General features: G+C 38.7%; 14 protein-coding genes. 2 read left to right on the top strand and 12 right to left on the bottom strand.

Features of this window, described 5'->3' with window-relative positions:
• Positions 1-5: 5 nt before the first annotated feature.
• Together ABD851_RS15800 and ABD851_RS15805 are read left to right on the top strand one after the other, a co-directional pair.
• A complete protein-coding gene (locus ABD851_RS15800) occupies positions 6-1,448 on the top strand; it encodes a DUF3945 domain-containing protein (protein WP_344981074.1) in 1,443 nt (480 codons plus the stop codon).
• 101 nt (positions 1,449-1,549) lie between these two features.
• Complete coding sequence (locus ABD851_RS15805) at positions 1,550-3,634, top strand: type IA DNA topoisomerase (RefSeq protein WP_344981076.1); 2,085 nt, start codon at positions 1,550-1,552, stop codon at positions 3,632-3,634.
• A 161-nt stretch (positions 3,635-3,795) separates the two neighbouring features.
• Here the strand turns inward: ABD851_RS15805 and ABD851_RS15810 are convergent, their stop codons facing one another.
• From ABD851_RS15810 to ABD851_RS15865, 12 genes are all read right to left on the bottom strand, one after another.
• Positions 3,796-4,626 (bottom strand): RteC domain-containing protein, encoded by an 831-nt coding sequence (locus ABD851_RS15810; protein WP_344981078.1) that lies wholly within the window; start codon positions 4,624-4,626, stop codon positions 3,796-3,798.
• A gap of 44 nt (positions 4,627-4,670) precedes the next feature.
• Entirely contained in the window at positions 4,671-5,567 is an 897-nt protein-coding gene (locus ABD851_RS15815; RefSeq protein WP_344981080.1) for a nucleotidyltransferase domain-containing protein, read from the bottom strand.
• A gap of 683 nt (positions 5,568-6,250) precedes the next feature.
• Positions 6,251-7,078: an RteC domain-containing protein gene (locus ABD851_RS15820; protein WP_344981083.1), complete on the bottom strand. Its 828-nt coding sequence runs from the start codon at positions 7,076-7,078 to the stop codon at positions 6,251-6,253.
• 33 nt (positions 7,079-7,111) lie between these two features.
• Positions 7,112-7,336: a hypothetical protein gene (locus ABD851_RS15825; protein ID WP_344981085.1), complete on the bottom strand. Its 225-nt coding sequence runs from the start codon at positions 7,334-7,336 to the stop codon at positions 7,112-7,114.
• A 108-nt stretch (positions 7,337-7,444) separates the two neighbouring features.
• Entirely contained in the window at positions 7,445-7,975 is a 531-nt protein-coding gene (locus ABD851_RS15830) for a GNAT family N-acetyltransferase (protein ID WP_188753449.1), read from the bottom strand.
• A gap of 30 nt (positions 7,976-8,005) precedes the next feature.
• Entirely contained in the window at positions 8,006-8,590 is a 585-nt protein-coding gene (gene def, locus ABD851_RS15835) for a peptide deformylase (RefSeq protein ID WP_344981091.1), read from the bottom strand.
• A 110-nt stretch (positions 8,591-8,700) separates the two neighbouring features.
• Entirely contained in the window at positions 8,701-9,267 is a 567-nt protein-coding gene (locus tag ABD851_RS15840; RefSeq protein WP_344981093.1) for a Crp/Fnr family transcriptional regulator, read from the bottom strand.
• Positions 9,268-9,457: 190 nt separating this feature from the next.
• Positions 9,458-10,306 (bottom strand): class I SAM-dependent methyltransferase, encoded by an 849-nt coding sequence (locus ABD851_RS15845; protein WP_344981095.1) that lies wholly within the window; start codon positions 10,304-10,306, stop codon positions 9,458-9,460.
• Positions 10,307-10,348: 42 nt separating this feature from the next.
• Entirely contained in the window at positions 10,349-10,732 is a 384-nt protein-coding gene (locus tag ABD851_RS15850; RefSeq protein ID WP_344981098.1) for a VOC family protein, read from the bottom strand.
• Between the two features lie 73 nt (positions 10,733-10,805).
• Positions 10,806-11,597: a DUF6597 domain-containing transcriptional factor gene (locus ABD851_RS15855; protein WP_344981100.1), complete on the bottom strand. Its 792-nt coding sequence runs from the start codon at positions 11,595-11,597 to the stop codon at positions 10,806-10,808.
• 59 nt (positions 11,598-11,656) lie between these two features.
• Positions 11,657-12,250: a P-loop nucleotide/nucleoside kinase family protein gene (locus ABD851_RS15860; RefSeq protein ID WP_344981102.1), complete on the bottom strand. Its 594-nt coding sequence runs from the start codon at positions 12,248-12,250 to the stop codon at positions 11,657-11,659.
• 40 nt (positions 12,251-12,290) lie between these two features.
• Positions 12,291-13,196: a DUF6268 family outer membrane beta-barrel protein gene (locus tag ABD851_RS15865; protein WP_344981104.1), complete on the bottom strand. Its 906-nt coding sequence runs from the start codon at positions 13,194-13,196 to the stop codon at positions 12,291-12,293.

Below are 13,196 nucleotides of genomic sequence, written 5' to 3' on the forward strand. Positions count from 1 at the left end.
ATATCATGAGCGAACAGACAAATGAAAATCCACAGCAATATCCCGAACAGCTTTCGGATGTGCTGTTGGTGATGGACAAGGAAAAAAAGAAAATCCAAGCTGTTACGGGGGTTGACGAAAACGGCAATCTGAAAACCGTTGATGCCACCAAGAAAAACCAAAACCAATTTATGCGGGTGGACAGAGCCGGAGATGTGTTTACAAATTTCTTCTCCAACTTTTGGCGGCAGCTTAAAGACCCGACCCATTTCTCGTTCTTCAAAGTACCTGCAAAGGAAGCGGTCGAAACCGCCAAAGAAATGCAGAAACAGGTCGATGCCCCCACCACAGAGGGCGAGGCTGTCATGGCAAAGCATGAGGTCAAAGAGCCAAAGGAGCAACAACAGGAAACCAAAAAGGATGTGGAAGCACCACAGGCGACACCGGAAGCACAGCAATCACAGGAAAAAAACGAATACCGCTATAAGGCGGAAGATGTGGACTGGAATTATTTAGCGCAATTTGGGATAAACAAAGAGAGGCTTGAAAAAGACGGGCAATTGGATTTGCTGTTAAAGGGCTATAAGACCAATAAGGTATATCCCACAAGTGTCAATTTCGGTGCGGTTATTATGCGCTCGGATGCAAGGCTCGGTTTCCAAGACGGTGAAGACGGAAAACCTGTACTTATGATGTACGGTGTACGCCACGAACCCAACTTTAAAGCCCCTTTCTTTGGTCACGAGTTTACCAAAGAGGACAGGGAAAACCTGCTCAAAACCGGAAACATGGGGCGTGTGGTGGAACTGACCAACCGGAAAACGGGTGAAAAGATACCGTCCATTATCAGTATCGACCACCTAACGAACGAGGTTATCGCATTCCGGCAGGACAGGATAAAAGTACCCGATGAGATTAAGGGCGTAAAGCTGACCGAAGACCAAAAACGGGATTTGAAAGATGGGAAAGCCATTTATTTAGAGGGATTGGATTTTAAGAACAGTACGAACAAAAATGCCCATGTGCAGTTCAACGCCGACAAAAAATATACAGAGTTTCTTTTTGGTGATAAAGCCCCCAAACAGACACAGGAAAACGACCCGAAAATGTTCCGCAACAAAGTGTTCTCCGATGAACAATACAAGCAACTCACCGAGGGCAAGACGATTTACGTTTCGGATTTCAAGGATGGAAAAGGAAACCCGTATAAAGGATATGTCACGCTTAACAAAGAGACGGGAAATTATGATTTCAGCTTTAAAAACCCCAATGCGCTGAAAAATAAGGCACAGCCTACCGAGGCGCACAAAACACAGGTTGCCGTAAACTCCAACGGGAAAACCAACGAGGCTACCAAGCACATCAACGAGCCTCTGAAACCGGAGCAACAAACGCCGAAAAACATAAGGCAACAGCAACGGCAGAATGACCCCAACCGTCCGGCTAAATCCAGAGGGGTAAGAAGATAACACCATCAAAAAACATTTTTCTTTGGAAATCCCCTTTCACAGAATACGAAGGGGTTTCTCAAAGAGAAATGTTCACCACATCCATTAAAAAAGATAGCATTATGAAAGCAATCATTGCAGAAAAGCCAAGTGTGGCGAGGGAAATAGCTACCCTATTGGGAGCGACCGAAAAACGGGATGGCTACCTCACAGGGAACGGCTACGAAGTTACGTGGGCATTGGGTCATTTGGTCGGACTGGCAATGCCCGAAGATTACGGGGTATCGGGCTTCCAAAGGGAAGCCCTGCCCATATTGCCCGACCCTTTTATACTTACGGTACGCAAGGTAAAAAAGGACAAAAGTTATGTTCCCGATAACGGAGCGTTAAAACAGTTGAAGATTATCGAACAGGTCATCGGTAGATGCGATAGTATTATCGTGGCCACCGATGCCGGACGTGAGGGCGAACTCATCTTTAGGTACATCTATGAATACCTAAAGTGCCGGAAACCCTTTGAACGCCTATGGATAAGTTCACTCACGGAAAAGGCGATTAAGCAGGGTTTTGACAACCTAAAAGCCGGAAGCGATTTTGATGGGCTATACAGAGCCGGACAAGGACGGAGCAAAGCCGATTGGCTTGTGGGCATCAATGCCTCGCAGGCGTTGAGCATTTCGGCAGGGCGTGGCGTTTACTCGCTTGGCAGGATACAAACACCAACGCTTGCCCTTATCTGTAAGCGGTATTTGGAAAACAAAGACTTTGCCGTCAAGAAATACTTTCAAATCCAGTTGGAACACCGTAAAGAATTTGTGGACTTTAAGAGCCTTTCTAAGACCAAATGGGATGACAGGAAACTTGCTGACGATACGCTGAAATCCATTCAGCGTAACGGAACAGCGACCGTTACGGCAGTGGACACCAAAACAGTTACGGAGCAACCGCCTTTACTGTTCGACCTTACGGGGTTGCAGAAAGAAGCCAATAAAAGAGCATCCTATACTGCCGAGGAAACATTGAACATTGCCCAAAGCCTGTATGAAAAGAAGTTTATCACCTATCCCCGTACAGGAAGCAAGTACATCCCCGAAGATATGTGGTCGGAAATCCCTGCACTGGTAAGGAATTTGGAAGCCCGTGCTTCCTGCAAAAAAGCGGTCGGAAAAGTGAAATGGGGGCGTTTCAACAAACGCATCGTGAATGACGTAAAGGTTACAGACCACCACGGTCTGCTGATTACCGAAAAAATCCCGTCCGAATTAACAGCACACGAAAATGTTATCTATGATATGATTGCGCACCGCCTATTGGAAGCCCTTTCGCCTGCCTGTACCAAAGAAATGACCGACATCGGATTGCAGGCTCTGCATTATGACTTCACATTGAAAGGGTGTAAAATCCTCGAAGCCGGCTGGCGTGGCATCAAAGAAAAATTTACCGATGAGGACAGCGAGCCTGTGCAGGAACTGCCGGAATTAAAGGTCGGCGATGAGCTGAAAATCAAAGAGGCATCCGTAATGGAAAAGAAAACCAAACCGCCTGTGCTTTACACCGAGGCAGGTCTGTTGTCCGTAATGGAAAATGCCGGAAAAGAGATTGACAACGAGGACGAACGGAAAGCTCTAAAAGACATCGGTATCGGTACACCTGCTACAAGAGCCTCCATAATCGAAACACTTTTTAAAAGGGATTACATTAGGCGTGAAAAGAAATCCCTAATTCCTACCCATAAGGGATTGCAGGTTTACGGGGCAGTAAAGGACAAAAAGATTGCCGATGTAGCCATGACCGCCGAATGGGAAATGGCATTGCAGAAAATCGAAAACAACGAAGCGGATGCAGGTGCTTTTCAGCGTGAAATGGAAATCTATGCCACTTCCATTACACGGGAACTTTTGGACACGGGCATTGCCCATGAAAAGCAACCCGAACTGACCTGCCCCAAATGCAAGACCCGTCAGCTATTGGTTTGGAACAAGGTTGTAAAATGCCCCGATGAGGCTTGCAACTGGCTTCAATTCCGTACCGTGTGCGGAGTGCCGTTGAGCGTTGCCGATATAGAAAGCCTTGTGACCAAAGGAAAGACCAACCTTATCAAAGGCATGAAAAGCAATTCGGGCAATAAATTCAATGCCTATATCGTCATGAACAATAAAGCCGAAACCTCCTTTAAGTTCGAGAACAGGAAACCAAAAAGGAAATAAATGTTTTGTTTTTTGGACGGCATACAGCGTGAGGGATAGAAGCGACATCCTTTTGCGGTCCTCGCAGATCCGCAAAAGATATAGCGGATAGCCCGACCCGTCTGCATTTTTTCGATAGCCTGGGCATGGGGATAAAATGCAGACGGTGGCACGCCCAAAGCCTACTTTTCATCCTGCTCGTCCATTCTCCGTATAAGTTCCTCCCGAAGCGCATCAAGGAATTTAGTACGGTTCATCTTCCGGTTTCTCAGCTCCAAATAGGTCTGATAGAAATTGCCCAAGTCAATGCCAAAGGCACTTTCAAAATATTGGGCTACTTCCCTTATATCATTGTTCCCGTTGTCAAACACGTTTTGATAATGCAGGGCATAAATCAGTTCTATCAACGCCACTTTGCTACCTGTCCATTTCAGCTTCTTTTGGGCTTTCGATTTATTTTTTTTGAATTTGTGATACAACTGGTCTTCGATGTAGACCTGTATCAAATCGTTGGCTATTATCTTGGCGACCTTGTAGTCGTGAGAGGTTGAAAAGGACTGGTCGGACTGGAAATAATAGGTATCCAACCACAGCTTTATATCATGCCTGCCACGAACAAAAAAACTTTCGTCAAGGAACGAATTATTGCTACGGTAATACTTATAAAAATCGAGGTTGTTGTCAAAGAACCTCTTTAGCTTTTTCAGTTCTTTGTTGAGGTATTTCCTTATGGGCTTTGCTCCATAGGGCTTTTTTGTCTCGATTTTGTAAATGGCGTTATAGTAAATAAGTTTCGCTACAATGGCAGGTTTCTGATATTTGAAAAACTGGATTTCTTCAGCAACGTTTTTAAAACCTCGTTTTGCCACGGTTTCTTTTAACTCGGACAGACATTCTACAATTAGACATATTATAACCTCTATCTGCTGTATGGAACAATCGGTCTGATATTCCACTCCACTAATAGCAATTTCAAGTCTATTTAATATTTCATGACAATATTTATCCATCATAATAAATTCAAGTTTTGATATTCATAAAAATTAGGATAAATGCTTTATCGATTAAAAATACTTTTTGTGTCAAACTTCGGACGGTATAAACCATCTGTAAGCTCAACTACCTCTTTAAATAGTTCTTTAAGGAGATGTAAATTTTTATCCAACTTCAAAATGTCAGTTGTCAACACCGCGTTTATTTTTTGGTCTAAATTATCTGGAACATTTTCCGCTCGTGATAGTATTTGAACGGCAAGTTTATCTCCTATGGGGTATATTTCGTTAATTGCGTATAAAGCATCGACAATGTTTTTCAAACATCGCGTAAAGCAACCCAAAGTGTTGTACATGTCTTTTTGAGAAGCAAATCCTCCCACTTGAGCCAACGTAAATTCAGCCGACCAAAGAGTAGCGTTTATGACATTTTGTTTTAATGCCTTTGGGTAAGGCTTAATCAATTCTTTAAGCTCCCTTAAAATAAAATTGGGGTCAAATAAAGGCACAGAGGTTGCACTTTCAGCCAGATATGTAATTGACGTAAATCCGAATGGCGGTTGTTGTTCATAGTGACTTTGCCATTTACCAACTTTAGCATCTAAAATGGTATTTTCAATCTGATTAATATTACGATATAATAAATCTACTTTACCAACTTCGGTGTTTATCCATGCACCGCCATTTACCCATGGGCCCCATTCATAAAAATCAACCACAACAGTTTTTTTATCTGTTGAATATTTTTCGGCGATTTTTTGAATGGCTTTTATTAAAAAAGGTTCATGTCCATAATAGTAGAGTCCTAAATCAATATCGGAATTTTTATTCGCTCTACCTGTTGCATGTGAACCACCCAAAGCAATTGCTTTTAAGTTTTCGATTTTGCTAAGGTCTTCTGTAAATTTGAAGATAAACTGCTTTTTATTTTCAGTTAAACTTGATATTCTATTTAAAATCATTTTTTAATTCATTTTAAGTATGACAATCCAATATCTTCACGTATTAAATATTCGTGAATAAATGCATAAATCCAGTCAAAATCACTCCGTTTCGTCACAAATTAAAACAGCATTTAATCTGTTTTTTGTGTTCGATAAAACGGCTAAGTCAAAACATAATCAAGATACATAACAATGTTTTAGCATAATTTCAACTACAATAAGTGGCGAACAAGAACAGCTAAATATTCCATCCATTACTATAGGCATTAACAGATTAACTGTCCTAAGCCACTCATTTATTAAATAAAAAGGGAAATTATACAGCAAAGAGCCGTAAGAGCAATCTAACGATTGTCTTCTAAAGAGGAAGCATTATAATACTACTTTCAGATATAGAATCTGAAAGTATGCTGTGCTTGCTGTATATTTATATCGATTAATTCATTGTTACAAAGGTACGACTAATCGATAAAATTCAAAATAAAAAAGGGAAGTCTCTCATTCCTTTCGCATTAAATGTTGTAAATCGGGGTCATTCTTAATCCGCTCCATTTCACTTTCCACAATATGCATAACGTCCGCTTTAACCTGTTTGTAATTGGCTTCAATTACCTGCTTCATATTGTCGTTGCCGTGTTCATCGGTAAAGGATAATATCTTTGGTATCTTTTTGTAGGCTTTGGTTTCGGCAATGAAGTTATTTACTCTTCATCCCGCTCATCTATTCTCCGTATTAGTTCCTCCCGAAGTGTATCAAGGAATTTAGTACGGTTCATCTTCCGGTTTCTCAATTCCAAATAGGTCTGGTAGAAATTGCCCAAATCAATGCCAAAGGCACTTTCAAAATATTGGGCTACTTCCCTTATATCGTTGTTCCCGTTGTCAAACACATTTTGATAATGCAGGGCATAAATCAGTTCTATCAAGGCTACTTTGCTACCTGTCCATTTCAGCCTCTTTTGGGCTTTTGATTTGTTCTTTTGGAACTTGTGGTATAACTGGTCTTCGATGTAGACCTGTATCAAATCGTTGGCTATTATCTTGGCGACCTTGTAATCATGTGACGTGGAAAAGGACTGGTCAGACTGGAAATAATAGGTGTCCAACCATAGCTTTATATCGTGGTTGCCACGAACAAAAAAACTTTCGTCAAGAAACGAATTATTGCTACGATAATACTTATAAAAATCGAGGTTGTTGTCAAAGAACCTTTTTAGCTTTTTCAGTTCTTTGTTGAGGTACTTCCTTATGGGCTTTGCTCCGTAGGGTTTCTTCGTTTCGATTTTGTAAATGGCATTGTAGTAAATGAGTTTTGCTACAATGGCAGGTTTCTGATATTTGAAAAAACGGATTTCTTCATCGATGTTTTTAAAACCTCTTTTCAGAACGTATGCTTTCAGTTCGGACAGGCATCCGAGGATAAGGTGGATCACCGCTTCTATCCGCTGAATAGAACAGTCTGCTTCAATCTCCATTATGTCGATTGCCGTTTCGAGTTTAGATATTATTCCATTGTAAAAATTGTCCATTCAGTGGTTTATGCATTAATTCGTTATCAAAAGCTATTCTATCCTTTCACAACGGTATCCCAAACCAACCACAGTTTGTATAATAGCTCTTATTTTAATTTCAGTGCGGTTAGCTTCAACTCCAAGAATATTATCTTCGTCTTCAAGGTCGAAGTTAATTTTGTAGACAGTGTTGTACTGTACTAAAAGGAATTTTATAATTTCACAGACGTTTTTTTCATCCCGTACATCTGTTTTAAAAATTTCTACTGTTTTCATGTTTCTGTTTATCAGACCGGGGTTTCGAAACAACTTCAATAGCAACTTATTTATCTCAAGGATGAATGGACAAAATAGAAGTTACAAACAAAACCCCCGTATGCAAATTCATGTAGCTTTTTCGTCTAAATTCAGTGCCATTACAAAAAAGTCGAATTTCTGAGAACCAATGTTTTGTGAATACTGACTTATTATCTGATAGCCCTTTTTGTGATAAAAATTTATTGCCTTTTGATTCTCTTTTAATACAGAGAGCCAAATACGCTGATATTTCAAAGCAATTATTTCTTGCATTAAAATTTTATGCAGTTCTTTACCGATTCCTTTGCTTATAAATTTTTTTACGACATAAATCTTATCAAGATAGCACGTTTTTGGTGGGATTATCAATTGGCTTGTGAAGTCCAGTTTAACTTTCGCATAACCAACAGGAATGCTATCGTAGAAAGCAATCCAATAAATGGATTCCGCTTTTAGTATACTGTCGTGAATCCTTTTTTCCGAAAAAATGTCTTCCAAGTAATCCAACAGGTCGTTCTTGTCGTTGAAAAAAGACTCAAACGTATCTGAAAATGTTATACGTCCCAATTTTGAAATAGTTATCACGTCATCTATGTCGACTTTTCTAATATTTATCATAAGTAAGTATGTTTGAAATGGCTGCTTTTTCTATCGTATAAAGTTCATGGGATAGGTCGGTACAATTTGACCTTTTAGGATTTTTTGAAGTTTGGAAGCCATAAGCCTTTTTGTCAAAGGCTTGAGATAATCGAGATAGAGAACTCCCTCGGTATGGTCGTATTCGTGTTGTATCATTCGCGCGGTCGTTCCACTGAATGTACGGATTTGCTTTTTAAAATTCCGATTATAATATTCAATCGTTATCGCCCAATTCCGCTTTACTTTGTAGAATAAATTTGGAATACTTAAACAGCCCTCTTCGTCTTCCCAAAGTTCTTCAGACCGTTGGATGATTTTGGCATTGATGAAAGTTTCCATTATGCCTTTATCATCTTGGGGGAAATAAAACTTTCTCTCTTCTTCTCCGAGGTTATCAAAAGTTGATTTACTGTCCACGATAAACAATCTAACCGGAAGTCCTATCTGTGGTGATGCCAATCCGCAACCATTGGCATTTTCCATAGTTTCCCACATATCGGCAATTAATTTATCCAATTCAGGATAATCCTTTTCGATGTAGTTGCATTTCTGTTTTAAGATATGGTGTCCGTATGCTAAGATGGTTCGTTTCATTATTCTTTGGATTTTTCAACAAATTTCCAAAGAATAAACATGGTAGGCAATGAACCTATGTTAAGTATTTGCGCAGGTTTTTCGTTGATTTTCAACGACATTTCAGATTGCTATACTATTTGTCTACGAATCCGACTCAGCGCCTGTGGCGTTATCCCGATATAGGAAGCAACGTATTTTAACGGAATAAATTTTAAAATATCAGGTTGTTCATTGAACAGGTTTAGATACCTTTCTTTTGCCGTATGTTTTAAAAGCGATAATTCTCTTTTGCTTTTTTGTAAAAACAGTTTCTCCGACACAAAACGCCCTAAATAGTTTCCCGCTTTGGTCTCCGCATACACTTTTTGCAAATCATCATAAGATATTTGCCAAACCACGGTTTCCGTCAATGCCTGCAATTCGTATTCAGATGGCGTCCGGGTCAGGAATGAATTGTAAGCACAGGTAAATTCTTTATCAAAACAGAAATTAAAAGTCAGTTCGTTTTCATCATCTGGAATATAAAATCGAACGATGCCTGTTTCTACAAAGGAAAGGTACTTTTCTGTTTCGCCCTGTCGTGTGATGGTTTCGTTTTTGGCAAAAACCCTCTTGTCAAAGTGGGAAGCTATAAATTCCCATTCTGTTTCCTGTAATTTTATTATCCGCTCGTAGTATTCTCTGATGTGCCCCATAAAAATATTCTCTTTTTAGTCCGTCTTTTGAAAAAGAAAATACAAATTTAGTGTTTTTATAATAAACCGGTTTTTGTGCGGATATCTCATAACTTTGTTAATCTGCGGTAAAACACCAGTAAAAACATTGCTTTCAGCCATTTTATATCACTACATCACGGTTGCAAGGAAGTATTCTCTTTCGTATTTTTCAGGTCTTTGCTACTAAAAAAAATTCTCCACTTGCTGGTAGAAGGTTGTCGGTTCTGTTCTTAAAGTATTTTTCCGTCATATCTTTTGTGGAGATTGTCTGTATTTCTTTTAAACCTACTTTTTCAGCGAGTTTTATAATTTCTTCAACCGAAAAAAAACTTACAAAAGGAGTACCTGAAGCTGCCGCTCCTTTTATTGACATTTCCATTAATGGCTTGTCTTCTTCATCAAGTAATTCCAATGGCAGATAAAAGGCCATTGCAATAGTAGAACCAGGTGCGAGCAAAGTCATTTTTTGCAGTGTGTCGGTAATCGCTTCTTTGGTAAGATAAAGCGTAACACCGATACAAGATACAAAAGCCCTTTGTTCAACATTAAAACCTTTATTTAATAGCTCGTCCCACCAAGATGAGATTTCAAAATCGACAGGTACAAAGTGAAGATTGCCGGGGATTTTATAGCCGTTTTCAATCAGCTTTTCTTCTTTCCAAGTCAAAGTATCGTGCTGGTCAATTTCATAAATATCAACATAGGAACTTATGGCCGTGTTCCGTTGGGCAAAACTATCCAATCCTGCACCAAGCAAAACGTATTGTTTTACTCCTTTTTCAATTTGCTCTTTAGCTATATCTTCAATAAAACGTGAACGGGCTACGATAGAAGCCCGCAGCCGTTTGGTATATTTCATGTCAGGCCGTTCCTGCCAATCATCATCAGGTGCAATTAACTTGAATCCTATTTCATCTTCAAGTATATGAGGTTTTGCATCTGTCTGAACGTGTAACGCTCTCCATAATGCGGTTCTTACTGCGGTATTATCCGGCTTTATGACTTTATCTCTTCCCATTTCCTTATTTTATTATTAATATCAAGCGTAATTATAATGAAGCTATTTTTTAGCATGTAATCCAATCATATTCCCCTCTGTATCTTCTATTAAAGCAATAGAACCAAAATCCCCCACGTTCAACTTTCGACGAATAACTTTTCCACCTGCAGCTTTAACACGGTTTAATACTGTATTGATTTCTTCGGTTGCAAAATAAATTAAAACACCGCCAATACCGGGTTTTGCTTCATCCATTCTAACAAGCGCACCGCCAATCTCTTGCTTGTTTTCACTGCTTTCAAAAATGGCATATCTCATTTGGCTGTGTCTTTCATTGTTCATTGTCGTTTCATTAAATCCGCAGTCAAATACTGTTGTGTAAAATTTCTTTGCCCTGTCAAAATCGGATGTATAAATTTCAAACCAATCAATTACTCTTTTCATTTTAAACTGTTTTTGATTAATTCAACAAAGTTAAAGTCCCCAGTTTTTTGAAAATTGGATAAAACCGACAGTACTAAAACTTCAATTCCGGAAAATTGGGCAATTGTTCGTTTGCATTAAGAAGAAATGACTTTGGAGTCGTGCCTGTAAAATATTTAAAATCTCTGATAAAATGAGATTGGTCAAAATAATTCTCTAAATAGGCTATTTCCGTAAGAGCATTAAAGTTAGCCGTTCTTAGCGTTTTTAAAGCTGACTGAAAGCGACAGATTCTTGAATACAACTTTGGGGAAATGCCTATATATGATTTAAACAGACGTTCTAACGAGCGTTCTGATATTTTCAAATCGGCTTGCACCTGTTTTAATTCCTGACCTTTTTGAAACTGGTTTAACGCAAATTTTACTTTATCATTTTCACCTTTACAGTCTGTTGTTTGTTGTAATAAAAAATGTTCTAAAACCGCTATTTTTTGTTCTAATGTTTGTGTATTTAGAAGTTGGTCATTTATAGTGGTTTTAACTAAATCATTGATGTCAGTGTGTCGTTGCGTTAATTCAATTGCTTCTATTCTGAAAACAGTTCTTAAAGCTGCGGGTTGGAAACTGACGCCAATATTTCGAAAACTACCCGTTGCCGTAAGCTGTGAGTACTGAGTAGCTTGCCCAAATAAGAAAGATTGGGGTAATGTTTGCTTGTCTTTATCGTAAAAGACCGTGGGATTTTCCTGAAAAATCATACCCGGTACGCCCTCGGGAATTATTTTGAATTTTCCAATAAAAGCAGTGCTCGTATTTTCCATTAGAAAGAAAAAACGAATATGTTTTCGTAGGGGTGGTACAGGCTGTATTATTTTGATATCCATCCTGATGTTTTCTAACAAATTTAGTAAAATTAAGTACAATCATCCCAACCCCTCTGTGTTTATATAGATACAATTTCCAATTGATTCTCTTGCTCGGGAATTTGAAAGCCATGTATATATTTGTTTAGGATGGAATCTGTAATCGGAAAAGCGGCATTTGCCTCAAAAGTTTTATTTCTTATTTTCAGTCTGTTTTTTATTGCTGAAATAGGAGGGTTCATATAAACAAGAAACCACTTTCCGTGGTTTGTTTCCACTATCCGCTTAAACTCGTTACGCTTTTCTTTTTGCCAGAAACTAAAGTCTACTACTATATTCCGTTTGGATTTTAGAAGTTCCAAAAACTGAATAAACAGTGCCTTTTCTGCTAAAGCTGATAGCTTATCATATTCTTCTTCAGCATAATCTATTCCGAACTGACCATAGTTATTCCATATTTCTTCATCGACCGATAGCCTATGAAAACCATAACATTCTAACTGTTTTGCGAATGTGGTTTTTCCGGATCCTGACAGTCCACACATGAGAACGACTTTTGGTGTATGCTCACAGTTTAGAATTAAGTCGAACACTTCAGTTTCTGTATATATCATATTATAATTGTCTTTTTTAGTAAATTTCTCGTTAAACCCATAACAAGCTTTAGATTTCATTTTTTACTTAATCTTTCAGCTTGTTATCAGCCTATATTATTCATAGCACTATTTTTAACTGCGTAGCAACGTAGGGCGAAGCCTTAAAGTAGTACTGTTGTTTTTTGAATATACTTTTTATCGTTCTTTCAGTCATTTGCGATGGTCTCCAAGCGTTAATTCCGGCCGTGACATTTAAGAATATGTTGTCGCCAATTTTTATCTCTGGACGAACGCCTCCTATTATATAAGCATGCGAGAAAATCTTATCTTTTCCATCTTGTTCTAAAAGAGCTGTTTGTCCATTCATCTCCCCGATTACATTTAATCGGAAGATGTTGTTCAGGTCATATCGGAAACACATTTCCAAGCCGTCCAAAACATTGATTTCAACATTATATTTCCTTTCCATTTTCCAATTGAGATAAAGTGCTGGAAATAACATCGGATATCCAAAGGAGTTATTGATAGCAGCTCCTACCCCTAAGTCCAAGTTTGACCTTAAATGATATATGAATACTGTTCCGATACTACCAAGTGTGTTTTTGAATCTTATTTGGGAAAACTCCGTACTCGGCATGTATGTGCCTCCACCTATACTTGCCATAATTGACCATTTATCGTTCAAAGGACGTAAATGATTTAGATTCAAGCCAACATTCATAATTCTATCCGTTACTATAGGTTCGTCAAAATTACGATTGTTTAATCGCGCCTGTGCAAATCTTCCGCTTATCGACCATATTGTAGGACGATTCTTTTCATTTAGCTTCACCGACAGAGGAATGTGTACATCCGCTTGATAAATTACAGCGGAACCTTTTGCATCTCCCACTTTTTGATAGGTTTTACCGTCGGTCTTCCTATAGCTTGATTCTCCTAAATACTCTGTTTTGACTTGTATCTGTATTTGAGCAACTATATCATAACACGTGAATGTCAGGAAAAATAAAATAATAAATTTCAT

The organism is Compostibacter hankyongensis (assembly GCF_039541075.1).
In the GTDB taxonomy this organism is placed as follows: Bacteria; Bacteroidota; Bacteroidia; order Chitinophagales; family Chitinophagaceae; genus Compostibacter; species Compostibacter hankyongensis.